The 23618-nt window shown below is 68.9% G+C and carries 20 protein-coding genes and 4 pseudogenes; 14 read left to right on the top strand and 10 right to left on the bottom strand.

The window, feature by feature from the left end; genetic code table 11:
* Window positions 1-21: 21 nt before the first annotated feature.
* Both NC4_RS45090 and NC4_RS42435 read right to left on the bottom strand, forming a co-directional pair.
* A pseudogene (locus tag NC4_RS45090) lies at window positions 22-996 on the bottom strand (SpnB-like Rossmann fold domain-containing protein); the annotation flags it as partial.
* 66 nt (window positions 997-1062) lie between these two features.
* Window positions 1063-1701 (bottom strand): annotated as a pseudogene (locus NC4_RS42435) (polyketide synthase dehydratase domain-containing protein); the annotation flags it as partial.
* A 62-nt stretch (window positions 1702-1763) separates the two neighbouring features.
* Between NC4_RS42435 and NC4_RS11685 the strand changes: the two are divergent.
* The 8 genes and pseudogenes from NC4_RS11685 to NC4_RS11650 all read left to right on the top strand — a co-directional run bounded on the left by NC4_RS11685 (window position 1764) and on the right by NC4_RS11650 (window position 12136).
* On the top strand, window positions 1764-2228 hold the full coding sequence (locus tag NC4_RS11685; protein WP_067536408.1) for a DUF6194 family protein: 465 nt from the start codon (window positions 1764-1766) through the stop codon (window positions 2226-2228).
* Between the two features lie 96 nt (window positions 2229-2324).
* Window positions 2325-4472: a hypothetical protein gene (locus tag NC4_RS11680; protein ID WP_157554571.1), complete on the top strand. Its 2148-nt coding sequence runs from the start codon at window positions 2325-2327 to the stop codon at window positions 4470-4472.
* A 124-nt stretch (window positions 4473-4596) separates the two neighbouring features.
* A pseudogene (locus NC4_RS44515) lies at window positions 4597-5869 on the top strand (cytochrome P450).
* Window positions 5870-5923: 54 nt separating this feature from the next.
* Entirely contained in the window at window positions 5924-6610 is a 687-nt protein-coding gene (locus NC4_RS11670; RefSeq protein WP_067536403.1) for a hypothetical protein, read from the top strand.
* A 79-nt stretch (window positions 6611-6689) separates the two neighbouring features.
* Window positions 6690-7706, top strand: a complete 1017-nt coding sequence (locus tag NC4_RS11665; protein ID WP_067536401.1) for a LacI family DNA-binding transcriptional regulator — start codon at window positions 6690-6692, stop codon at window positions 7704-7706.
* A pseudogene (locus tag NC4_RS11660) lies at window positions 7703-9253 on the top strand (sugar ABC transporter ATP-binding protein); the annotation flags it as partial. The gene NC4_RS11665 and the pseudogene NC4_RS11660, both read left to right, overlap by 4 nt.
* Entirely contained in the window at window positions 9252-11204 is a 1953-nt protein-coding gene (locus tag NC4_RS11655; RefSeq protein ID WP_067536398.1) for an ABC transporter permease/substrate-binding protein, read from the top strand. The pseudogene NC4_RS11660 and the gene NC4_RS11655, both read left to right, overlap by 2 nt.
* A 32-nt stretch (window positions 11205-11236) precedes the next feature.
* Entirely contained in the window at window positions 11237-12136 is a 900-nt protein-coding gene (locus tag NC4_RS11650) for a ribokinase (protein ID WP_067536763.1), read from the top strand.
* 5 nt (window positions 12137-12141) lie between these two features.
* Here the strand turns inward: NC4_RS11650 and srmL are convergent, their stop codons facing one another.
* A complete protein-coding gene (gene srmL / locus NC4_RS11645; RefSeq protein WP_067536395.1) occupies window positions 12142-13263 on the bottom strand; it encodes a PheS-related mystery ligase SrmL in 1122 nt (373 codons plus the stop codon).
* Window positions 13264-13476: 213 nt separating this feature from the next.
* The gene (locus NC4_RS11640) at window positions 13477-14100 is read right to left on the bottom strand and encodes a carbonic anhydrase (protein WP_067536392.1); all 624 of its coding nucleotides are present in this window, start codon (window positions 14098-14100) and stop codon (window positions 13477-13479) included.
* 248 nt (window positions 14101-14348) lie between these two features.
* On the opposite strand from NC4_RS11640, the gene NC4_RS44510 reads away from it, so the two are divergent.
* Both NC4_RS44510 and NC4_RS44505 read left to right on the top strand, forming a co-directional pair.
* Window positions 14349-15065 (top strand): cytochrome P450 family protein, encoded by a 717-nt coding sequence (locus NC4_RS44510; RefSeq protein WP_369690730.1) that lies wholly within the window; start codon window positions 14349-14351, stop codon window positions 15063-15065.
* Complete coding sequence (locus NC4_RS44505; RefSeq protein ID WP_369690729.1) at window positions 15040-15573, top strand: cytochrome P450 family protein; 534 nt, start codon at window positions 15040-15042, stop codon at window positions 15571-15573. Before NC4_RS44510 ends, NC4_RS44505 begins: the two co-directional genes overlap by 26 nt.
* A gap of 107 nt (window positions 15574-15680) precedes the next feature.
* On the opposite strand, the gene NC4_RS44500 is transcribed toward NC4_RS44505, so the two are convergent.
* Complete coding sequence (locus NC4_RS44500) at window positions 15681-16316, bottom strand: hypothetical protein (RefSeq protein WP_369690728.1); 636 nt, start codon at window positions 16314-16316, stop codon at window positions 15681-15683.
* A gap of 83 nt (window positions 16317-16399) precedes the next feature.
* Between NC4_RS44500 and NC4_RS44495 the strand changes: the two genes are divergently transcribed.
* Complete coding sequence (locus NC4_RS44495; RefSeq protein WP_369690727.1) at window positions 16400-16813, top strand: cytochrome P450; 414 nt, start codon at window positions 16400-16402, stop codon at window positions 16811-16813.
* Window positions 16814-16834: 21 nt separating this feature from the next.
* Here the strand turns inward: NC4_RS44495 and NC4_RS11625 are convergent, their stop codons facing one another.
* Complete coding sequence (locus NC4_RS11625; protein WP_067536390.1) at window positions 16835-18064, bottom strand: bifunctional cobalt-precorrin-7 (C(5))-methyltransferase/cobalt-precorrin-6B (C(15))-methyltransferase; 1230 nt, start codon at window positions 18062-18064, stop codon at window positions 16835-16837.
* Window positions 18061-18822 (bottom strand): decaprenylphospho-beta-D-erythro-pentofuranosid-2-ulose 2-reductase, encoded by a 762-nt coding sequence (gene dprE2 / locus NC4_RS11620; protein WP_067536388.1) that lies wholly within the window; start codon window positions 18820-18822, stop codon window positions 18061-18063. The genes NC4_RS11625 and dprE2 overlap by 4 nt, the downstream gene beginning before the upstream one ends.
* A gap of 39 nt (window positions 18823-18861) precedes the next feature.
* On the opposite strand from dprE2, the gene NC4_RS11615 reads away from it, so the two are divergent.
* Both NC4_RS11615 and NC4_RS11610 read left to right on the top strand, forming a co-directional pair.
* On the top strand, window positions 18862-19290 hold the full coding sequence (locus NC4_RS11615; RefSeq protein WP_067536385.1) for a PPOX class F420-dependent oxidoreductase: 429 nt from the start codon (window positions 18862-18864) through the stop codon (window positions 19288-19290).
* Between the two features lie 89 nt (window positions 19291-19379).
* The gene (locus tag NC4_RS11610; protein WP_245721635.1) at window positions 19380-19901 is read left to right on the top strand and encodes a hemerythrin domain-containing protein; all 522 of its coding nucleotides are present in this window, start codon (window positions 19380-19382) and stop codon (window positions 19899-19901) included.
* Between the two features lie 3 nt (window positions 19902-19904).
* Here the strand turns inward: NC4_RS11610 and NC4_RS11605 are convergent, their stop codons facing one another.
* Window positions 19905-21032, bottom strand: a complete 1128-nt coding sequence (locus NC4_RS11605) for a M24 family metallopeptidase (RefSeq protein WP_067536380.1) — start codon at window positions 21030-21032, stop codon at window positions 19905-19907.
* A gap of 199 nt (window positions 21033-21231) precedes the next feature.
* On the opposite strand from NC4_RS11605, the gene NC4_RS11600 reads away from it, so the two are divergent.
* A complete protein-coding gene (locus NC4_RS11600) occupies window positions 21232-22203 on the top strand; it encodes a 5'-3' exonuclease (RefSeq protein ID WP_067536377.1) in 972 nt (323 codons plus the stop codon).
* 16 nt (window positions 22204-22219) lie between these two features.
* Here NC4_RS11600 and NC4_RS11595 read toward each other — a convergent pair whose 3' ends face one another.
* Together NC4_RS11595 and NC4_RS11590 are read right to left on the bottom strand one after the other, a co-directional pair.
* A complete protein-coding gene (locus NC4_RS11595) occupies window positions 22220-22579 on the bottom strand; it encodes a hypothetical protein (protein WP_157554565.1) in 360 nt (119 codons plus the stop codon).
* 170 nt (window positions 22580-22749) lie between these two features.
* Complete coding sequence (locus tag NC4_RS11590; protein ID WP_067536371.1) at window positions 22750-23523, bottom strand: DUF4333 domain-containing protein; 774 nt, start codon at window positions 23521-23523, stop codon at window positions 22750-22752.
* Window positions 23524-23618 lie beyond the last annotated feature (95 nt).

Raw genomic sequence — 23618 nt, 5'->3', positions numbered from 1 at the left:
GCGGTCGGTGACATCGCACGCGACGACCCGAACCTCAGCCCCGGCACGCGCCAGTTCCGCGATCAACCCGGCCGCGCCGGGCGCATCGGACCCACGGCGCGACGTCAAAACCAGACTGCGCACCCCGTACTCGGCAACGAGGTACCGAGCGAACAATGCCCCCAGCCCACCCGTTCCGCCCGTGACCAGCACTGTCCCCGACCCGAACGCCAGCCGCTCACCCAAACCCCCGGACAGCGACCGCTGACCCGCGACCTCGGACACCAACCGCTCGCCCACATCCTTGGACGACGGCCGCTCCCCCATATCGTCAGACGGCAGCTGGTGACCCACGCTGTCGGACGGCGACCGCTCGGTCACGCCCGCGGACGACGGCTGCTGGGCCACGACCGCGGACGACGGGTGGTTGCCCGCACCATCGAACGGGGGTCGCTGGCTGTCGGTCTCGGCCGTCGGAGGCACGCCCGGCTTCTCGGTTGCGGACGCGCGCGCCATCCGGGGAACCAGAAGGTGCGAGCCGCGGACTGCGGTCTGGGGCTCGTCCGAGTGCAGGACCGCGGCGATGCGGTCGATGTCGAGGGGGTGGGCCGGATCCTCGTCGATGAGGACGAAGCGCTGCGGGTGCTCGGACTGGGCGGTGCGCAGCAGTCCCAGCACCGCTGCGGCGGACAGGTCCGGACTCTCGCCGGGCAGTCCGGCGGCGCCGGAGGTCACCACGACCAGTCGTACATCGGACAGCGACTGCGCGGCGAGCAAGGACTGGACGGTCGCCAAGGCGGCGTGCACGTTCGCCCGGATCAGCTCCGGTCCCTCGGCGGCCGAACCTGCCGCGGAAGGTTCGGCGGCACGCCACACCAGCGCACCCGGAATGCCTTCGGCGGTCGCCAGTTCGGCTATCGATGCGTATGTCGTGCCGATTCCCACCACGATCGCGTCCCCGAGCACCGCCAGATCCGGTACCGGTCGGGCGACTGCCGCGGCCGGGTCCGCGACGGGCTCCCAGCGCACCTCGTACAGGTGCGCCCGGTCATCGGCGAGGCTGCTGCGGAATTCCTGTACGTCGTACGGGCGCATCACCACGGCGTCGACCGACACGATCGGATTGCCGTCCGGGTCGATGGTCGCGACCAAGATCGTTTCTGGCCCGGTCTCGGTCGCGATGACCCGCAGCGAGGTCACCTCGGCGGGCCATTGCCCGCCGTCGGTGACCGGGTCGTGGAAGCGGGCGCCGCCCCATCGGAACAACAGCTTGCCGGTTGCGGAATCCCCATCGCCCCAGGCCAATTCGGCGAATGCCGCGTGCATGACCATGTCCAGCAGGGCGGGGTGCAGGTGGTGGCGGCCCGGTTCGGGGGCGGCGGCGATCGCCGCGGCGGCGACCTTGGCGAGGCCGAGGTCGCGGCGCTCCCGATCGAGCCGCGCATGCGCGGAATCGAGCCGGGCGAACAGGTCCGAGGCCGGATAGGCATGCGCCGCACGCATGATCCGCTTGGCCTCGACCGGACCCGCGCCCGCCGCGAGGCCGCGGTAGGCGCGCGCGGCGAGCACGTGGGCTTCGTCGTACACCCGCATTCCGGTGGCGGTGCGCCGCGCCGGTGGCAGAACGCCATCCCGCTCGAGATTGCGCACCTGCTGGACCGAGTACCCCGCCCGGCGGGCGACATCCACGGTGCGAAAACCTGGCGAGTTTCGACTTACCACGCAACTACCTGGCCTTTCTCATAGAAAGTCCACACAAGCACTTCAATGCCACGCTGAAGCCTATGAGCATCGACCAGATTATCGCCTTCATCGAATCCCTGGGCGGCGTCCTGACCCTGAGCCCCGCCCCCGGCGACGGTTCGCCCGAGATCGCCTGGGGAGACTCCTTCTTCTACTACTCCCCCGACGGCACGGTCCCGACCACCGGCCAACCCTTCGCGACCATCGTGACCAAGGACTACCCCGACGACCACACCTCCCACCTGAACCGCCCCGACGCCTTCCGGGTGAACATCAGCGTCGGCAAGGAAACCTTCGTACGCTGGGTCGGCCACCCGCCGCGCGAAACCGGTTCCCACGACGCGGACCCGAGCACGACCGACACCGTCCTCGCCCACCCCGTCTACGGCACCGCCGCCTGGCTGGCGGTCGTGAACCCTGCCGCGAACACCCGCGACCCGATCCGCGACCTCCTCCGCGAGGCCCACGACCGCGCCCGCACCCGCTACGAGCGCCGCAGGAGCTGACACATTTACCGAAGCCGCTCGGGCACAACGTTTCTGGTAAGAAACATCGGAAGCCGAGTTCGTGCGGCGCCGCGGGTCCGGTGGCATGCTCGGGTAGTGACAGGTGGTGTGGAGACCGCGGGCGCCCGAGTCGGGGTGGACGTCGTCAAATCGACCGGTTGGTGGCTGTGGCGCTGGATCCGCCCGGACACCTCCCGCGCGGCCCTGGCCGGATACGCCGACAACCTCGCCGATGCCGTGCGGCGACGGGAAACCGTGCTGCGCGACCAGCTCTGCGGGCCGGGAACAATGATCGACCTGACGTTCCGGGTGACTTCCCGGAACGGCTCCGAACAGCCCGATCTCCGCGTGCTACCGGAGTTGAGCTCGTTCTATCGGCAAGGTGACTCGCCGCATCGGATGGTGATCCTCGGCGCGCCCGGAGCGGGCAAGACCGTGGCGGCGATCGGCTTGATCCTCGACCAGATACGCGACCGTGCACAGCATTTCGATACGACCCGCGCCTCCGTCCCGGTCCCCCTGCGGGTCAATGCGGCAGGCTGGGACGGCAGCGAATCGTTCTCGCGGTGGCTGGCCGACCGGCTGAGCGTCAATTTCGGCCTGCACGCCCGGGTGGCGCGAGAGCTGGTCGACACCGGCCGCGTCCTCCCGGTCCTGGACGGTCTCGACGAGATGGATCCACCCGGGTCGGAGCCGATCCGAGCCCGATCCGTGCTGGATCGACTCAATGAAACCCCCTGGCGGAGGCGAGATATCGTCCTGGCTTGCCGGGACGACAGCTACGACCGGATAACCGAGCTGCGCGGCGACGGCGGCATGCACGGGGCGAAAACGATTGTCGTGCAACCATTGACCACAATCAGCGTCTACTGCCACCTGGAAGACTTCCGCACTCAGCTCGGAATCGCCGAGCACGCGTGGGCGCCCATCGCCGCGACGCTCGAGCGCGACTCCGGCGGCCCGCTCGCCACCGCCCTGGGCGCACCGTGGCTGCTCGGATTGACGATTACCGCTCTGCATCGCGGCGGCGGCGATATCGCTCATCGGCTCGCCGCCTGCCCCGGCACACCGGAAATCCGCGAGCTGCTGCATGCCTCGGTCATTCCGGCCGCCGTCGCGGGCACCGAGAAGACCCGCCGCACCCGGTCGTACACCGAGGAGAACGTCCATATCTGGCTGCGCACGCTCGCCCGCCAGCTGGATCCCCAGCGTGGCCGGGTCGCCAACGAGACAACGCTCGACCAGGTATGGGAATTGGCGGGCATCCGGCGAATCCGAGTACTGCACGCGCTCACAGCCGGACTCGTCCTGGCACTGGCATTCGGTCTCGCGGGCAGGTTCGGACCGGCGAACTCCTTGGTGAACGGGCCGATCGCCGGGCTGATAAGCGGAGCGGCGGACGGACTCCTCTTCGGGCTCGGGATCTGGCTGCTCGGGATTATGGAGTCGGGCATGTCGAACCGTTTCGCCACGCGTTCTCCGGGCCGCTCCACGTGGCATCGCGGAGCCGTGGTCGGCCTGGCGGCGGGGCTGGTGTCCGGGCTGATCGCAGGGCTGGGATTCGCGGTTCCGGCCGGAATCGTATTCGGGCTCGGATTGGGCGGCGTTTTCGGCGTGGTCGGCGTGGAAATGGGCAAGCCCGATCGCTTTGCCTGGTATATACCGGGCCGATCCAGGTGGCGCAGAGGGCTTGTGCTCGGGCTGCTGCTCGGCATCGTGGCCGCGTTCGTGGTCGGGCTGGTGGGCTGGCTCGCCTACGGTCCCGCACGAGGCATTCAGTTCGGGCTCGTGACCGGTCTCGGATACGGGATGGCGTTCGGGCTCGTCTTCGGATTCCGCACGGACGGCGATGACCAACTCGTCCTCGGCCAGGACGAGCACCGGGTGATCCACGACGCGCTGATCGCGGCACTCGTTTTCGGGCTCGGGTTCGGGCTGCCCGTCGGTCTCGGGTTCGCAGTCGCCGTCGGCGCGCAATTCGGCGCCATCTACGGGTCTGTCGTCGGGCTCGTGGTCGGGCTCGTCGTCGGGCTGGCGGCCGAGCGGCATCTGCTGGCCGCACTGGTGTTCCGGATCACGGGGATCTTCCCGGGACGGCCCGCCGCGTTCCTCGTCTGGGCACGCGATGCCGGGCTCTTGCGCGTGACCGGCATCGCCTATCAGTTCCGGCACGAGAGTTATCGGCGATGGCTGGCTCACAATGGATCCGGACGTCCGGACTCGACAGAAGACTCTCCCGTCTGATTCAGCGCAATTGCATGTTCGGCTGAATGTTCATGTGCTGCACAACTATTCGTTCAGCCGATTCGTGATTCATGGGAGTACACTGGAATTTCACAGCGAGACTTGTGGATAGGCGTGATTTATCATGACACGCACATTGCCTCTGCTCGGTGATGCCGTACCGCTGCTTCGTGATCCCATCGGATTCTTGTCCGGGCTACGAGCGCGTGGCGACCTGGTGTGGATCAGACTCGGGTCGGTGCGGGTCGCGGTGGTGTGCGATCCGGAACTCACGCGGAAAGTATTGAAGGACGACAGGATTTACGATAAGGGCGGTCCGTTTTTCGACCGACTGCGAGACATGTTCGGCGATGGGCTGGGGACTTGTCCGTATGACGAGCACAGGAGATTGCGGCGGCTTGTGCAGCCCGCTTTCCGGACCGGTCAGTTGCACCGATATTCGGAGGTGATGCGGGAAGAAGCGCGGCGCATGAGCGAATCCTGGTCCGATGGGCGAATTCTCGATGTCACCCGGGAAACCATGGCCTATACCGGCCGGATCGCGCTGCGGACACTGTTCTCCGCATCGCTCACCGACGAACTGCTCGATGGAGCCATTACCGACCTCGATGATTTCGTCGCCGGTGTGCCGCGCCGCATGCTCATGCCCGCCGCTCTGACGCGCCTGCCGCTACCGGGTAATCGCCGCTATCAGCAGGCCATCACACGGTTGCGCGCCACGATCGACGACATCATCGCGGAACGACGGCGGCGGCCGATCACCGCGGACGAGCCGGATCTGCTGGCCAGCATGATCATGGCGCACGACAGCGACAGCGGCCGTCTGAGCGATACCGAACTCACCGACCAGGCCACCACCTTCCTGGCCACCGGCACCGAGACCAGCTCGACCACCCTCGCCTGGGCGCTGTATCTGCTTGCGCGCCATCCCCATATCCAGGAGCAGCTGCATCGGACGGACCCCGGCGCGGACCGTGCGCGGTTGTCCCGGAACATCATCGACGAAACCTTGCGACTCTATCCCCCCGCCGTGGCTGCTCACCCGGCGCGTCACCGCCGACACCGTGCTGGGCGCCCACCGGCTGCCCGCGGGAACCGTCGTCGCCTACAGCGCCTACCTCACCCAGCGCGACAGCGCCTACTATCCGGATCCCGCGACCTTCGATCCGAGCCGCTGGAACGGCCCCGAACCGCGACCGGGCACCTATCTGCCGTTCGGCGACGGACCGCGCGGCTGTATCGGCGTCCGATTCGCCGCGGTGGAACTCACGGCGGCACTCGAGGCCATCACTTCGATGTGGCGGATCACCCCGCTGACCGGCCGACCGCAGCGCCCGCGCATCGGCACCACCGTCTCGCCCCATGGACTGCGGCTGCGTGTGACTGCCCTCCTGTGAGGATTACCCTGGAGGAGACGAGGTTTCACGCCTCGGAATCCGTGGGGGGTTCGCATGCAGATCACCGAGGTCAGCGTGTTCGGCGTGCGTTCGGCCGTCATCGATCTGCGCTCGCCGGATGCCCGGTTGACCTTCCGGCTGTTCCCGATGGTGCATATCGCCAAGAGCGCGTTCTATCGGGAGGTCGAACACCGCCTGCGCGTCTGCGATCTCGTCATTGCCGAGGGCGTGGACGAACCCAGCCCGCACGGGTATGCGGTCACCCTCGCCATGCGGCTCACCTTCCAGCGCTCGGCCTCGACGCTCATGCACCAGTACATCGACCACACGGCGACGGAGGTCCCGACCCTGTGGGAGAGCGTCCTCCCCCGCAGTGTCCCGGCGTGGCTGGTGTACTGGTTCGAGGTCCTGCTGCTCACGCCGATCTATGTGGTGCTCATGGCCCTCGGTGGCCGTGATTGGCTGCTACAGAGCGGATTCGAGATCAGCGACGACACCGACGTCTCGATCGGCTTCCTCACCAAGCGCTACCTCCACGATCGGGACGCGGCCCTGCTGCGCATGTTGTCGGTCGTGTACGACCAACGCCGCGACCACCCGGAAATCGTGGCCGTCGTCTACGGCGCGGCGCATATGCCCGCGGTGGTGCGGGGCCTGCGGGAGCGCTTCGGCTACCGGCCCGTCCGCGCCGAATGGATGACGCCCGTGTGGGACGAGGCCTCCCTACATCGCCCGTTCTGAGTCCGGGCTCTTGACCAACCGCCGTGTAATCGTTTCCAATACTGCGTGTAATCGTTTCCACGAGGAGGTGGGCAGCTCGATGGCGAGCATCAAGGACGTCGCGGCCGCGGCGGGCGTCTCCGTCGCCACGGTCTCGCGGGCCCTCAACGGCAATCCCTCGGTCAGCGACGAGGCCCGCGCCCGGGTACTGGCCGCCGTCGACGCCCTCGGCTACCACCCCAATGTCGTCGCCCGCTCACTGCGCACCGACCGGACCCGTACGCTCGGCCTGGTGACCAGCGATCTGCTCAATCCCTATTTCACCGAACTCACCCGCTCGGTCGAGGAACAGGCGCGGGCGCTGGGCTACAGCGTCATTATCGGAAACGCCGACGAGCGGCCCGAATTGCAGGACCACTACATCCGCACGCTGCTCGACCGCCGCATCGACGGGCTCCTGGTGGCCCCCACCGACGGCGGGTCGCCGCTCATGCTGGACGCCGCCCGCGACGGCGTGCCGATGGTGTTCGTGGACCGCTGGATTCCGGGCATCGACGTACCGGTCGTGCGGGCCGACGGCCGCGCGGCCGTACGCGATCTGGTCGGCCACCTCCATGGGCTCGGCCACCGCAAACTCGCGATCATCGCCGGTCCGGCCGTCACCACGACCGGCCGGGAACGGGTCGAAGCCTTCCGCGCGGCGCTCGGCGAATACGGGCTCGCACTGCCCGAAACCTATGTGGGCGAGGGCAATTTCCAGGCCGACAGCGGCCGCCGGGCCACCGAGCAGTTCCTCGATCTGCCCGAGCCGCCCGACATCGTCTTCGCCGCCGACAATCTCATGGCGCTGGGCGCCCTGGACGCCATTCGCGCCCGCGGCCTGCGCGTCCCGCACGATATCGGACTCGCCGCCTTCGACGATATCGCCTGGTTCATTCACACCGATCCGCCCATTACGGCGATCGCCCAACCCACCGAGGAACTGGGCCGCGCCGCCGTGCGCGCCCTGGTCGACCGCATTGCGGGCAGGCCCGCGCAATCGGTCGCCCTGCCCGCCCGGCTCATTGTCCGCCGCTCGTGCGGCGAGCCGGTTCTCGAGCAAAGGAGTGATTCGTGAGCGAGCTCGCGAGCGAACCATCGGCGGAACTGCTGCGCCTCGAGGGGATCGGCAAATCGTTCCCTGGCGTGGTCGCACTCGACGGCGTGGACTTCGATCTGCGCCGCGGCGAGGTGCACGTGCTGCTGGGCGAGAACGGTGCGGGCAAGAGCACCCTGATCAAGATGCTGTCCGGCGCGCACCGGCCCGACAGCGGGCGAATCCTGGTCGACGGCAAGGAAGTTCGCATCACCGGGGCACAGGACTCCGAACGCCTCGGGATCGCCACGATCTATCAGGAGTTCAATCTGGTCCCGGATCTGACCGTCGCGGAGAACATCTTTCTCGGGCGGCAGCCGCGGCGCTTCGGGCTGATCGACCGCCGGACCATGGAGGCCGACGCCGCCGAACTGCTCGAGCGGGTGGGCCTGGCGATATCCCCGCGCGCCCGCGTGCGCGATCTCGGGATAGCCCGGCTGCAGATGGTCGAGATCGCGAAGGCGCTGAGCCTGCGGGCGCGGGTGCTGATCATGGACGAGCCGACCGCGGTGCTCACCACCGACGAGGTCGACAGGCTGTTCACCATCGTGCGGGCGCTGCGGGACGAAGGCGTCGGCATCGTGTTCATCACCCACCATCTCGAGGAGATCGCCGCCCTGGGCGATCGGGTCACGGTCATTCGCGACGGCCGCAGCGTCGGGCAGGCGCCCGCGGACACCTCCGCCGACGAGCTCGTGCGCCTCATGGTCGGGCGGTCCATCGAGCAGCAGTATCCGCGCGAACGGCCCGATACCGGAACGGCTTTGCTGACCGTCGACGGGCTCGGCCGAGACGGCGTCTTCGAGGACATCAGCTTTCAGGTGCGCGCCGGAGAGGTCGTCGGCATCGCCGGTCTCGTGGGCGCCGGTCGCACGGAGGTCGCGCGGGCCGTCTTCGGCGCCGACCCCTACGATCGGGGCACCGTGCGGGTCGCGGGCGCGCCGCTGCGCCGCCACGATGTGAACGCCGCCGTTTCCGCCCGCATCGGGCTGGTGCCCGAGGATCGCAAAGGCCAAGGGCTGATTCTCGATACGTCGATCGAGGAGAACCTCGGGCTGGTCACCTTGCGCTCGGCCACGCATGCGGGACTCGTCGACCGCGCGGGGCAGCACGCCGCCGCGGCCCGCGTCGCCGGGCAGCTGGGCGTGCGCATGGCCGGACTGGATCAGCACGTGCGCACCCTGTCCGGCGGCAATCAGCAGAAGGTCGTCATCGGCAAATGGCTGCTCGCCGAATCGCGGGTTCTGATCCTCGACGAACCCACCCGCGGTATCGATGTCGGCGCCAAGGTCGAGATCTACCGGCTCATCAACGAACTGACCGCCGCCGGGGCCGCGGTACTCATGATCTCCAGCGATCTGCCCGAGGTGCTCGGCATGAGCGACCGCGTCCTGGTGATGGCCCAGGGGCGGATCGTGGGCGAGCTGGCGGCCGCCGACGCCACCCAGGACGCCGTCATGGCACTCGCCGTCGGCGCGCCCACCACAGATTCTTCCGACCCGAGCTCGACCGAACTGGAGTCCACCCGTGGCCACTGCCACCCTCGACCGCACCACCGGCCGCCGGGGCGGCTCCGGCGGCCTGCGCCGCCTATTGCTCGACAATGGCGCGCTCACCGCGCTCATCCTGCTCGTCATCGTCATGTCGGCGCTGTCGGGCGACTTCCTGACCACCGACAATCTGCTCAATATCGGTGTGCAGGCGGCGGTGACGGCCATTCTCGCCTTCGGCGTCACCTTCGTGATCGTGGCAGCGGGCATCGATCTCTCGGTCGGTTCGGTGGCGGCGCTCTCGGCCACCGTCCTGGCCTGGAGCGCCACCTCGGCGGGCGTACCGGTGTGGATCGCGGTAACCCTCGCCCTCGCAACGGGTCTGGCCTGCTGTCTGGCCAATGGCGCGCTCGTCTCGTACGGGAAGCTGCCGCCGTTCATCGCGACGCTGGCCATGCTGTCGGTGGCTCGCGGTCTGTCTCTTGTCATTTCGCAGGGCAGCCCGATCGCCTTCCCGGATTCCATTTCGCACCTGGGCGATACGCTCGGCGGCTGGCTGCCGGTGCCGGTACTGGTCATGGCCGTGATGGGCCTGATCACCGCGGTGATCCTGGGCCGGACCTATATCGGCCGCGCCATGTACGCCATCGGCGGCAATGAGAAAGCGGCGCGGCTGTCCGGGCTGCGGGTGTCCCGGCAGAAGGTCGTGATCTACGCGCTGGCGGGCGTTTTCGCCGCGGTCGCGGGTATCGTGCTCGCCGCGCGACTGTCCTCCGCGCAGCCGCAGGCCGCGCTCGGCTACGAACTGGACGCCATGGCCGCGGTCGTGATCGGCGGTGCGAGCCTGGCCGGTGGTAAGGGCAAGGCGTCGGGCACCCTGATCGGCGCGCTGATTCTGGCGGTGCTGCGCAATGGCCTCAATCTGCTGTCGGTGTCGGCGTTCTGGCAGCAGGTGGTCATCGGCGTGGTCATCGCGCTGGCGGTGCTGCTGGATACGGTGCGGCGCAAGACCGCGTCGAGTCCCGCGCCGGTCGCGGCCGGGACGTCGGGCGGAAAGGGGCGGCAGGCCTTGACCTATGGGCTCGCCGCCGTGGTCACCGTTGCGGCGCTGGGTGGAATGTCGTTGCTGCACAGCGGTTCCTCGTCGAGCACCACGAAGCTCGGACTGTCGCTGTCGACCCTGAACAACCCCTTCTTCGTGCAGATCCGGCAGGGCGCGCAGGAGGAGGCGGACAAGCTGGGCGTCGACCTGACGGTCACCGATGCCCAGAACGACGCCTCCCAGCAGGCCAACCAGCTACAGAACTTCACCAGCGCCAATTCCGGGACGATCATCGTCAACCCGGTGGACTCCGATGCGGCGGGCCCGTCCGCGCGCGCCGCCAACAAGGCCCACGTACCGGTCATCGCCATCGACCGCGGGGTCAGCAATGCCGAGACCGCGGCGCTGGTCGCCTCCGACAATGTCGAGGGCGGGCGGCTCGGCGCCCGCGCGCTGGCCGAAAAGCTCGGCGGCCGTGGCAAGATCGTCGTATTGCGCGGCCAGCCGGGCACCTCCGCTAGCCGGGAACGCGGTGCGGGCTTCGCCGAGGGCATCCAGGCCTATCCCGGTATCACCGTCGTCGCCGAGCAGCCCGCGGACTTCGATCGCACCAAGGGGCTCGACGTCATGACGAACCTGCTGCAGGCCCATCCGGATATCCAGGGCGTCTTCGCCGAGAACGACGAGATGGCGCTCGGCGCGATCAAGGCGCTCGGCGCGAAGGCGGGCACCTCGGTGCAGGTGGTCGGATTCGACGGCACCCCGGACGGACTGAGCGCGGTCGAAGCGGGGACGCTGTACGCCTCGGTCGCGCAGCAGCCCAAGGAACTCGGCCGGATCGCGGTCCGCACCGCGCTGGCGGCGGCCCAGGGCGAACCGGTCGAGCCGACGATCAAGGTGCCGGTGCAGGTCGTCACCAAGGACAATGTGGCCGGATTCGGTCAGTGACGCCCCCGACGACCCCCGGACAGGAGACAACCGTGTACGACTTCGACCTGGTGGTCGTCGGATCCGCCAATGCCGACCTGGTGATCGGGGTGGAACGCCGCCCCGCCGCCGGTGAGACCGTGCTCGGCTCGGACCTGGTCGTCCACCCGGGCGGCAAGGGCGCCAACCAAGCCGTCGCCGCCGCCCGGCGCGGCGCGCACACCGCCCTGCTGGCCCGTATCGGCGACGACGAGCACGGGCGGCTGCTCCTGGAGTCGCAGCGCAAGGCCGGAGTCGACACCGCGGGCGTGCTGGTGGGCGGTGCGCCCACCGGCGTCGCTGTGATCACCGTGGACCCTTCAGGGGACAACAGCATCGTCGTGTCACCGGGCGCGAACGCCAAACTCGCTCCCGCCGATGTCGATTCGGCCGCCGCACTGCTGCGCGGCGCACGGGTGGTCTCGGCGCAGCTGGAGATTCCCCTGGAGACGGTGGTCGCGGTCGTCCGTAACCTCTTGCCCGGCAACAGATTCGTTCTGAACCCCTCCCCGCCGCGCGCCCTGCCGCAGGAACTGCTCGACGCCGCCGACCCGCTCATCGTCAACGAACACGAGGCGCACGTCCTACTGGGCGAGTCCGCGGGAACCACCCCCGAAGCCTGGGCCACAGCGCTACTCGCTCTCGGCCCACGCTCGGTGGTGATCACCCTCGGCGCGCAGGGAGCCCTCGTCGCCGCCGACGACGGCATGGAACACATTCCGGCAGTACAGGTCCGGGCCGTCGACACCACCGGCGCGGGCGACGCCTTCACCGCCGCCCTGTCCTGGCGACTCGGCAAGTCGGAATCCCTCGCCGCAGCCGCCGCCTACGCGGTCCGCGTCGCCGCAGTCGCCGTCACCAGGCCAGGCGCACAGGAGTCCTACCCCACCGCCACAGAGCTCGAGGCGCGCTGAGAACCTCAGCTTCCGGCGGCCCATTCGTAGGCATCGCCTTGGTGGACGGCGGCGTAGATGCGGTCGCGCAGTTGGTTGGCGTGGTGATCGGTGAGGGCCCGGTTCAAATGGCGGAGAACAACTTTCAGTAGGACGTTCTTCTGGTCGGGGCGGGCGCCGAGGCGGCGTCGGGCCTGCGGCGGGAGGTCAGGGTACGGGGTTTCCGCGAGGATCTCGACCGCTTCCACGCAGTCGGCGTCCAGGCCGAGCGCATCGCGGACTCGATCGCCCAGATCCTCGGCGAGATCATCGCGGTCCACGGCGACCGAGAGGTCCCGGCGAATGGCGGGCATGGCGGACACGGGCCGGTACGGGGCGAGGTCGGTCAGTTGGGCCGCCACGGCGGGGTCGGCCGACCGCAGCACCCGGATATCCGGAATATTCTTGAGCAGCATAAGCATCCGATCGAGGCCCATGCCCATGGCCAGACCGCTCCACGCGCCGTCGAGCCCGGCCCGCGCCAGCACCCGGGGATGCGCCAGCCCGCATTCGGCGATCTCGATCCACTCCCCGGCGCGCGCGATATCGACCTGGCGGCCCGCCAATGTGTAAGGGTGGACACGACTTTCCTGGCGATGCGTCGCTCCGGGCAGCAGCGCGTCGACGAGCACGCTCACCATATCGTCGAGATCGGCGCCCGCCATCCGCTCCGGGCGGCGCGTGACGCGCCACAGGTCGAGCTGATGCGGCGTCCCGGTGTGCAGCCGATCGATGCTGTCGCGCCGGTAGACGATCCCTGGGCACACCAGCAGCACATCCTCGTCCGGATCCGCCGCCAAGTCCCGCAATGCGGCGGGAACCATGGCACTGGAGTGGCTGCGCAGCATCCGATGGTCATCGACATAGCGGGTGTACCGGCTGTCGCGCGTCACATCATCGGCGGCATAGCCGAGATTGTCGTAATTATCGGCGACCGTGACGACGCGATCGCCACGCCACCAACGGATTTCACAACCCCACCGGTGCGCCAAGGCCTTGACGGCGCGGCCGAGCACGAGCTGGAGGGCGTGCGGACCACCGGCGGGATCGGTCAGATCCCAAATGGACAGATCGCGGGCAAGCTGATCGGCAGAAAGATGTGCGGGCATGAGAGACTCCTGGCCGAGAGCGAAAGGGGAATGAACACCCCCCCGGCCCCGGGGTCCGATCGCCGACCAGGATCCGGCGACTCAGCTCAGCAGACGTGGCGAGGTCCGACCCCTGCGGCGCCCATCAGGGGGCGAGGGGCCGAGAAATCGGCGCGAAAGCGCAACGACGGCCACACCACGACTATAGCGGACCTCCTCGAAAAGCCCGCGGCGCTAGACCAGTTCGCCGATATTGCCGAAGACGCTGTTCAGTTTGGCCTTGCCGTCGGCCAGGTTGTAGGTGACGCAGGCGATGGCGCACTCGCCTGCCATGACGCGCTGGGAGATGACGGTCGAGCGCTGGAGGAGTTGGCGGGCGGTTTCCTCGACGTGGCGGCCTTCCAGCTCGTCGACGGTGGTGAGGCCCTCGCGGCGGCCGAGCAGGATGGACGGGGTCACGCGCTCGACCACGCTGCGGATGAATCCGCCGGGCACCGCGCCATTGTCCAGGGCCTCGATGGTGGCGCGCACGGCGCCGCAGCTGTCGTGGCCCAGGACGACGATGAGCGGGACGTCCAGCACCTGGACGCCGTATTCGATGGAGCCCAGTACCGAGCTGTCCACCACCTGGCCCGCGGTCCGCACCACGAACATATCGCCCAGTCCGCGGTCGAAAATGATCTCCGCGGCCACCCGCGAATCACCGCAGCCGAACAGGATGGCCGAGGGCTGCTGCCCGCCCGCGAGCTTCGCACGATCCGCGGCGCCCTGGCTGGGGTGGAGCAGTTCGCCATTGACGAAGCGCTCGTTTCCTTCGCGAAGAGACTTCCAGGCACTGATCGGGTTCAAACGGGGCATACGTCCCATCTTGCACACCGGAGGCAATCCCGTCCACGGTGGGTCGGCAAACGGCGCGCAATGGGCGCGTGATCGCGCACCGCCCGCACCGAGCAGTTCTGCGGGCCGGGTCCCGAGTGGGTACGGTATTGGGTGTTTTCCTCGAAAACGCTCTGCGGCGACGGGTATGGTTCGGTCACCGACGAGAACGAACGAATCCCGGACGCCGACCTGTCATTTCACTTGTAGACGCACGTTCCGGGAGATTTGTGACTGCCTTCGCGATGTACACCGCCGAGTTCGCCGAAGACCCGCATCGGGCCTATGCGGCGCTGCGCAGAACGCACGGTGCGCTCGCGCCGGTCGAACTCGCACCGGGCGTCCCCGCCACCCTGGTCCTCGGCTATGCCACCGCGGTGCGGATCCTCAATGATCCCGAGCACTTTCCCGCCGATCCGCGCGTATGGCAGCCTTCGGTGCCTACCGGATGCCCCATCATGCCCATGCTGGAATGGCGGCCGAATGCCCTGCGCAGCAGCGGATACAAGCACACCCGCTATCGCGAGGCCAATGTCGACGCGCTCGCGACCGTCGACCTGCACGGCATGCACGCGGTCGTCGAGCGGATCGCCGTCTCGCTCATCAACGACTTCTGCGGCGGGAGCGGCGGCGACCGGCGTCCGATGGCGCACGCGGATCTGCTCTCGCAGTACATCTATCCGCTCGTCTACCGCGTGCTCGACTATGTGCTCGGCTTCGATCCCGACGCCAGTACGCAGGTCGGCGCGGGCATGGCCGCCATCTTCGACGCCTCCGGCGACGCCGAGATCGGCAACAAGATGCTGGCCGAGGCCCTGGACGAACACGTCCGGCGCAAGCGCGCGCATCCGGGCGCCGATGTCACCCCCCCAGCTGATCAGATCCAGCGATCTGACCACCGAGGAGCTCATCCACCAGCTGGTGACGCTGCACGGTGGCGGCAGTGAACCCCAGGTGCACCTGATCTCGAACACGCTGCTGCTCATGATGACCGACGAGCGGTTCGCCGGTGATCTGCTCGGCGGCAGCCTGTCCACCCGCGACGCGCTCGACGAGGTGCTGTTCAGCAATCCGCCGCTGGCCAATTACTGCGTCACCTATCCGCGCCAGCCCACCCTGATCGACGATGTGTGGCTGCCCGCCCACCAGCCGGTGGTGATCAGCATGGCCGGGTGCAATGCCGATCCCGCCATCCAGGCCGGTCGCGGCGCACGATCCGGTAATCGCTCGCATCTGGCCTGGAGCCTGGGCCCGCACCAGTGCCCGGCCCGGCAGCTGGGCTATCAGGTCGCCCAGGACGCCATCGACTACCTGCTCGACGCGCTCCCCCAGCTCCAGATGGCCGTGCCCACAACGGATCTGGTGTGGCGTCCCGGACCCTTCCACCGCGCCTTGCAATCGCTGCCCGTCACATTTCCCAAGTCTCCGCCATTGCCGTTGTTGTTCACCGAGTGAGGAAAACGATGGAGCACACCACGCCTCTGGTCCTGGACCCGAGCGGAAAAGATATTCAGGGCGAGTCGGCGCGCATTCGCGCCCGCGGTCCGGTCACCCGGGTCGAGCTACCCGCCGGAATCGGCGCCTGGGCGGTCACCGATCAGGAGATCCTGCACGACCTGCTGCGTGATCCCCGCGTGTCCAAGGACGCCCGCCAGCACTGGCCCGCCTTCATTTCCGGTGCGGTGGGCCAGGATTGGCCCCTCTACACCTGGGTGGCGGTGAACAATATGTTCACCGCCTACGGCAGCGACCACACCCGGCTGCGCAAGCTGGTGCGGCCCGCCTTCACCCCGCGCCGGGCCCAGGCCATGCGGCCGCAGGTGGAGGCCATTGCCGCCGATCTGCTCGACCGGCTCGCGCAGACCCCGCCCGGCCAGCCGGTCGACCTGCGCGAAATGTACTGCTACCCACTGCCGATCGCGGTCATCACCGAATTGATGGGGGTGCCCGAATCGCTGCACGCGGGCCTGCGCACCTGTGTCGACGGCATTTTCGACACCACCCTCGCGCCCGAGCAGGCTCAGGCCAATTATCTGGAGATGCAGCGCATCCTGCGCGAACTGGTGGTGCACCGCAGGGAGACCCCCGGCGACGACATGACCAGCGTGCTCATCGCGCACCGCGACGAGGACGACGGCTCGACCCTGACCGAGCAGGAGTTGATCGACACCCTGCTGCTGGTCATCAGCGCCGGTCACGAGACCACCGTCAACCTGCTCACCAGGCCATCTTCCTGCTGCTCACCCAGCCCGAACAGCGCGCGAAGGTCGATGCCGGAACGGTGTCGTGGGCCGAGGTGGTGGAGGAATCGCTGCGGTTCGAGTCGCCGGTCGCGCATCTGCCGCTGCGCTACGCCGTCGAGGATCTCGACATCGACACCGGAACCGTCCACATTGCCGCGGGCGAGCCCATTCTCGCCTCCTACGCCGCCGCGGGCCGGGACCCGAAGGTGCACGGCGACACCGCAGAACAGTTCGACGTCACCCGGGAAGTCAAGCAGCACCTCGCCTTCGGATACGGCGCACACCTGTGCCTGGGCGCGCCGCTCGCGCGGATCGAAGCCGAAATCGCCCTGTCGATGCTGTTCCGCCGGTTCCCGGACATGCGCCTGGCCGAGGATCCGGCCGACCTCGGAACGGTCCCGTCGTTCATCTCCAACGGCCACGGCGCGCTGCCGGTACACCTCGGCAGCTGACCGGTCGCGTGACCGCCCTGGTCACTCCGGCTTTCGGGTCACCCATTGGGTGACCGGAAGCTGGGGTCGCCAGGTGGTGAAGCCGCCGAGCGGTTCGGCTCGGTAGATCTGGTAGCGGCGCAGTGCACCACCGTGTGCCGCGGCGAGAGTGGTGAGCAGGGCCTCGGATTCGGCCGTCACGTCATTGGCGACCAGGCGGCCGCCGGGGCGCAGGCGCTCCCAGCAGGCGGCGAACAAACCGTCCTGGGTGAGACCGCCGCCGATGAACAGCGCGTCGGGGGCGGGGAGGTCGGCGAACGCCTCGGGGGCCGCGTCGCGGACATCCACAACGGGGACGCCCAAAGTGGCGGCGTTGGCGGTGATTTGCTCGCGGCGGGCGTCGAGGCGTTCGAATGTCACTGCGCGGCAGGCCGGATCGGTGCGGCACCATTCGATGGCGATGGTGCCGGAACCGCCGCCGATATCCCAGAGCAGTTCACCGGGTGCGGGGGCGAGAGCGGCCACGGTGAGCGTGCGGATCTCGTACTTGGTGAGCTGGCCGTCGCCGCCGTAGACGGCGTCGGGCAGCCCGGGTAGACGAGTCAGACGGGGCGCGCCCGGATCGGCTACGCAGTCGATCGCGACGATATTGAGCGGATTCCCGGGCTGGCGCAGCCATTCCCGGGCCACGCCGCTGTCGATGCGCTCCCCCGGGCCGCCGAGCTCCTCCAGCACGGTCAGCGTCGAACCGCCCAACCCGTTGCGCACCAGCAATTCCGCGAGCCGGGCGGGTGTGTGCTCATCGGACGAGAGCAGGAGAACCCTTCGGCCGTCGGCCAATTCGGGCAGAACCGTCTCCGGCCGCCGCCCGACGGCGCTCACCACGGGCGTATCCGCCAGCGCCCAGCCCAGCCGGGCGCACGCCAGGGAGGCGGACGAGGGTTGCGGCAGCACCCGCAGCGACTGCGCCCCGACCAGTTTCGCCAGCGTCACCCCGATGCCGAAGAACATGGGGTCACCACTGGCGAGCACGCAGATCCGCTGTCCCGCATACCGTTCCAGCAGTCCCGGGAGCGCTGGCAACAGCGGCGAGGGCCAGGTGACCCGTTGCGCGCCGGAGTCCGGAACCAGCGCCAGCTGGCGCGCCGAACCCATGAGCACCTCGGCGTCCGTGATCGCCCGGCGCGACGGCCCGCCGAGTCCGTCCCAGCCGTCGGCGCCGATGCCGATCACCGCGAGCGACCGGTCCGGATCCCACGCCGGGACTGTCATCGCGGCATCCGCCGCCAGATCGATTGCGGGACGAAGCGCATGGCCAGAAACATCAGGCGCAGGGTGCGCGGCACCGCGATATTCGCGGCGCGGCGGTGCAGACCGGCCACGACCGCATCGGCCACCTGATCGGGCGTACTCGACAGCGGAGCCGGATCCATGCCTTCGGTCATGCGGCCGATGACGAAGCCGGAGCGAATGAGCAGCAGGTGAATCCCGGTACCGTGCAGGGCATCCTGCAGGCCGGTGGCGAAACCGTCGAGTCCGGCCTTGGCCGAGCCGTAGACGTAGTTGGCGCGGCGCACCCGCACCCCGGCGATCGAGCTGAAGACCACGATCTGGCCGGACCCCTGGGCGCGCAGCAGATTCGCGAGGCTGGTGAGCACGTTCACCTGGGCCACATAGTCGGTGTGCACCACCGCGACCGCGTGCGCCGGATCGCGTTCGGCGCGGGCCTGATCGCCGAGGATGCCGAAGGCCAGCACGGCGACGCCGATCGGCCCGTGCTCGACGCTCACCTTCTCCAGCAGCGGCTGATGGGTGGGCAGATCGTCGGCGTCGAATTCCACACAGTGCACCGCGCTCGCACCGGCGGCCTCCAGCGCGGACCGCTGCTCCCCGAGTTCGCCGCTGCGGCGCGCGGCCAGCACCACGACACGCCCGGGCTCGAGTCGCCGCGCCACCTCGAATCCGATTTCACTGCGTCCGCCCAATAGCAAGATGACGCCCGCGTCGACGTCCCGAGATCCGAATGCCATGCGCGCTAGTCTGCCATCGCGCTTGCTAGCGTCGTCACCATGACCAGCACTACCGTGCCCGCCCTCGAGGACGCGCCGCGCACCGAGCTCACGCCCGCCGCCGCCGGATTCGTCGCCGAGCGCCATCTCGCCACGCTGAGCACGCTGCGCGCCAACGGCACCCCGCACGTGGTGGCGGTCGGGTTCACCTGGGATTCCGAGTCCGGTCTGGTGCGCGTCATCGCCGACGGCGGATCGGTGAAGGTGCGCAATGTGCGCCGCTCCGGCTATGCCGCGGTCAGCCAGGTCGACGGGGCGCGCTGGATCACCCTCGAGGGTCCGTCCACCGTGCTCGACGATCCGGAATCGGTCGCGGCGGCGGTCGAGCGGTATTCCGGTCGCTACCGGCAGCCGCGCACCAACCCCACCCGCGTGGTGATCGCCATCCAGGTCGATCGCGTGCTCTCCAGTAGCGCCTTCAAACCGTAGTTCCGCGCGTCGCCGCCGGGAACCGGCCGGTTCGCCTCTACCGTGGACGGCAGCCGTTGGCGCACCGTCCGAGCGCGGGAGGCAGCAGGTTGGCTCTGTTCGAGAACGGAACCCCTGCCGGGCAGCACATGATCCGGCAGCTCCGAGCCGTGCACCACGGCCTGCGCCAGGACCTGGTCGCCATCCGGGAAGCCCTCGACCTGCTCACCCAGGAGGTCGACGACCGCACCCGCATCCCCGAACTCATCGACGGCCTCACCGTCGCCGACTTCACCTGGCAGATGCGCGTCAACTGCGACTACTACTGCCTGGCCGTGGACCGCCACCACCTGGTCGAGAGCGATGCCGTGCTCCCGGTCATGCGCCGCCGCTTCCCGGCCGAATTGGGCGAGGTCGTCGACCGCCTGCACACCGAACACCAGCAGATCGCCGCCCTCGCCTCCCGCACCCGCCGAGCCGGACTCAACCTCTCCGCCGACCCGGCGAGCGTGGCCGCCCTGCGGCAACCGCTCACCGAACTGGGCGACCGCCTCCTCGCCCACCTGGATTACGAAGAGGCGTCGCTGTTCCCGTACTTCCTCCGCATGGATACGGACTGGCACTTCGGGTAGGCGTCAGAGCCTCGTCAGCCCGTGTGGGCGGTTGTTCATGGATTCGCAGCCGTCTTCGGTGACGACGACGATGTCCTCGATGCGGGCGCCCCACTCGCCGGGGAAGTAGATGCCGGGCTCGATGCTGAAGGCCATGCCGGGTTCGAGGACGAGGGTGTTGCCCGCGACGATGTAGGGCTCCTCGTGGACGGAGATGCCGATGCCGTGGCCAGTGCGGTGGACGAAGTAGTCGGCTAGACCGGCGGCTTTCAGGACCTCGCGGGCGGCGGCGTCGATGGATTCGGCCGTGACGCCGGGTCGGACCGCGGCGACCGCAGCGGCTTGGGCGCGTTCGAGTTCGGTGAATTGGGCGGCCACCTCCTCGCCGGGTTCGCCGAGCACGTAGGTGCGGGTGGAGTCGGAGAAGTAGCCGGGCTGGACCGGGCCGCCGATGTCGATGACCACGACGTCACCGGCTTCGACGACGCGGTTCGAGACCTCGTGGTGCGGGTCGGCCCCGTGCGGGCCGCTGCCGACGATGACGAAAGCGGCGGCGGTATGGCCCTCTTCGACAATGGCGGCGGTGATATCGGCGGCCACCTCGGCCTCGGTGCGGCCGGGGCGCAGGAATTCACCCATGCGGGCGTGCACCCGGTCGATGGCCGCACCCGCGCGGCGCAGGGCGTCGATTTCGCTGGGGTCCTTGGTCATTCGCAGTTGCCGCAGCACAGGCGTGGCCGAAACCGGCACCGTGCCCAAGTGATCGGCGATCGGCAGCAGGTGCAGGGCGGGCATGTGGTCGTCGACCGCGGTGCGCGCACCGGCATTGAGGATGCCCTTGACGATCCGGTACGGGTCCACGCCGTCCACCCAGTCCACGATCTGCAAGCCCAGCTCGCCCGCCGCCGAATCCTTCAGCGCGGCCAGTTCCATCTTGGGGATGACCACCGACGGCGTCTCGCCGCTGGCCGGAATCACCAGGCAGGTCAGCCGTTCGAAGGACTGCGCCCGGGATCCGAGCAGAAATACCAGGTCGGGACCGGGAGTAATGAGCAGGGCATCGAGGTGGGCCTGGCGCGCGAGTTCCGCCGCGCGCTCCAGCCGTGCCCCGTAGACCTCCGCCGCGAACCGTGACTCGTCATGAGAGCTCATGGTCCCCGAAGCTACTCCCCCGCACCCGGCACGCTCCAGCGAACCGGGCCGGGCGACGGTAAACCGCGCACCGGCCCCGATCGCCCAGCTCCCCGATCCGAGTGCGCCCCAGGATGTTCCGGCGGGCGTGTGGCGTTCGCCGCATCGACCGCGGGGCAATGGCTGCTCTTGTCGCCGCGGACCGGTAGCGTCACACACCATGAGCAACCCGACCGCCGGACCACTGCTGCTGCTCGACGGAGCCAGCCTCTGGTTCCGCGCGTTCTACGCCATCCCGGAGAAGATCACCGCCCCGGACGGGCGGCCGGTGAACGCGCTGCGCGGTTTCACCGATATGGTCGCGGCGCTGATCAAACAGCACGCCCCCGGTCGGCTCGTGGTCTGCCTGGACCTGGATTGGCGGCCACAGTTCCGCGTGGACCTCATTCCGTCCTACAAGGCGCACCGGGTCGCCGAGGAGCAACCGGCCGGGGACGCCTCCGATACCGAGGCCGAGGAGGTGCCCGTCACCCTCACCCCGCAGGTCGACATGATCATGGAGGTCCTCGAGGCCGCGGGCATCGCCACCGCCGGGGCCGCGGGCCTCGAAGCCGACGATGTGCTCGGCACCCTGGCCACCCGCGAGCGCGACAGCGAGGTCATCGTCGTCAGCGGCGACCGCGATCTGCTCCAGCTCGTCCGCGACACCCCCGTACCGCCGGTGCGCGTCTTCTACGTCGGCCGCGGCCTGGCCAAGGCCGAACTCTGGGGCCCCGCCGAGGTGTCCGCCAAATACGGTGTGCCGCAAGATATCGCGGGCCCCGCCTATGCCGATATGGCCACCCTGCGCGGCGACGCCTCCGACGGCCTGCCCGGCGTCGCGGGCATCGGCGACAAATCCGCCGCCCAGCTCATCTCCAAATTCGGCTCCGTGGAGGCCCTGCGCGCCGCGGCCGCCGATCCGGATTCCGATCTGGCCAAGGGCGTGCGCGCCAAACTCACCGCCGCCGACGACTATCTGAAGGCCGCCGCCCCCGTGGTCCGGGTGCTCCGCGACGCCGAGGTCGAGATGTCGGGCCCGGACCTGCTGCCGCACACTCCGGCCGATCCGGCTGGCCTCCAGGAGCTGGCCGCCGCCTACAATGCCGAGAGCCCGGTCAAGCGCCTGATCACCGCCATGGCCAAGCGCTGACCGACGCGGAAACGGCTCACATGGGCCAGGTTTTGGGCTTACCGTTCAGATCGGATATCTCGGCCTGGGTGAACTTGTCCGCCACCGGATTCCGCAGCGTGATGTGCGTCGGCGCGGTGCTCACACCGCCGCTGGCGCAATTGGGCACGCATATCCGCCGGTACTGGGTGCCCTCGCCCTCGGCGGTCTCGGGACCCCAGGAGGTCCACGCGATGTCCTTGACCCACAATCCGCCGTCCCCGCAGGCCAGCATGAGATTCGCGGGCCGCACCACGGATTGGGCCGGATAGGTCGTGCAATCGTCCACCACCGGCTCGGAACCGGCGTGGGCCGTCGCGGGCGCAAAGGCCGCGGCCAGTGCCGCGACCGCGGTCACGCCCCATCCCGTTGTGCGCGCAGCGATATTCATCGCCACCCCCCAACTAGATCGACTTCAGATGTATGGCCACTCTACTTCCCGCACCGAAGCACACGGTCGCTCCAATGCGGAAGAGCCCGGCCGTGATCGCATGATCACCGCCGGGCCCTCCGGAGAGTCGTTCGAGACTAGCTGGGACGACCGACCTCGTAGGTGCCGTCATCCTTGGTGATCTTGATGGTCACCTTCTTGGCCTCGCCGCCGACCTTGAGCGAGCATTCGAAGGTCTTGTCCACCTCGACCTTCTGGCCGGACGGGCAGCTCACATCCTGGACATCCTCGATGCCGTAGGAATCCTTGAGCACCTTCTGCACACCGGTGGCCACGGCCTTGTTGTCCAGCTGATCCTTGGCGGTCAACGCCAGCACGCCACCGACCACGGCGGCCACGATGAGCACCGCGGCGACGGCCAGGCCGATGTAGAGACCGGTCTTCTTCTTGGGCGGCTGCTGCGGCTGCCACGGCTGCTGGCCGGGCATCTGCTGCTGGCTCCAGTCCTGCTGACCGGGCTGCTGCGGCCACTGCGGCTGACTCTGACCCCACTGCTGTTGCGGCTGCTGCGGCTGGCTCTGACCCCAGTCCGGCTGACCGGGCTGACCGGGCTGACCGGGCTGACCCGGCTGGCCCGGCTGCGGCTGCTGCGGCCACTGCGGCTGGCTGCCGCCCCACTGCTGTTGCGGCTGCTGTGGCTGGCTCTGCCCCCACGGCTGGGCCGGAGGCTGCTGCGGCTGCTGCTGATCACCCCAGTGCGTGGTCGGCTGCGCCGGCTGCTGCCCTCCCCATTGCTGCGTCGGTCCGGCGCCGCCGGGCGCGGGCTGCTGTCCGCTCCCCCACTGCTGCGTCGGATCGTTGCGTCCCTCCCCAGTGCCTGGGGCGTCGTTCGGTCCGTACGGGCCGCTCATTTGCTTGCCTCCACTCGCAATCCGATGTACACACGCTAGCCCCCCGAGCGGGAACACGCTCGTGAACCCACCTCGGTCGGTACGTCTCAAAGAAT

This window comes from Nocardia crassostreae (genome assembly GCF_001613405.1).
In the GTDB taxonomy this organism is placed as follows: Bacteria; Actinomycetota; Actinomycetes; order Mycobacteriales; family Mycobacteriaceae; genus Nocardia; species Nocardia crassostreae.
Note: the sequence above shows the minus strand (reverse complement) of the source record. Positions and strands in the feature narration are given on the sequence as shown.

Coding starts and splice junctions, on each gene's coding strand:
- NC4_RS11685 (WP_067536408.1), top strand. CDS start 1,764: ATGAGCATCGACCAGATTATCGCCTTCATCGAATCCCTGGGCGGCGTC.
- NC4_RS11670 (WP_067536403.1), top strand. CDS start 5,924: ATGCAGATCACCGAGGTCAGCGTGTTCGGCGTGCGTTCGGCCGTCATC.
- NC4_RS11665 (WP_067536401.1), top strand. CDS start 6,690: ATGGCGAGCATCAAGGACGTCGCGGCCGCGGCGGGCGTCTCCGTCGCC.
- srmL (WP_067536395.1), bottom strand. CDS start 13,263: ATGCCCGCACATCTTTCTGCCGATCAGCTTGCCCGCGATCTGTCCATT.
- NC4_RS11640 (WP_067536392.1), bottom strand. CDS start 14,100: ATGCCCCGTTTGAACCCGATCAGTGCCTGGAAGTCTCTTCGCGAAGGA.
- NC4_RS11625 (WP_067536390.1), bottom strand. CDS start 18,064: ATGACAGTCCCGGCGTGGGATCCGGACCGGTCGCTCGCGGTGATCGGC.
- dprE2 (WP_067536388.1), bottom strand. CDS start 18,822: ATGGCATTCGGATCTCGGGACGTCGACGCGGGCGTCATCTTGCTATTG.
- NC4_RS11615 (WP_067536385.1), top strand. CDS start 18,862: ATGACCAGCACTACCGTGCCCGCCCTCGAGGACGCGCCGCGCACCGAG.
- NC4_RS11605 (WP_067536380.1), bottom strand. CDS start 21,032: ATGAGCTCTCATGACGAGTCACGGTTCGCGGCGGAGGTCTACGGGGCA.
- NC4_RS11600 (WP_067536377.1), top strand. CDS start 21,232: ATGAGCAACCCGACCGCCGGACCACTGCTGCTGCTCGACGGAGCCAGC.
- NC4_RS11590 (WP_067536371.1), bottom strand. CDS start 23,523: ATGAGCGGCCCGTACGGACCGAACGACGCCCCAGGCACTGGGGAGGGA.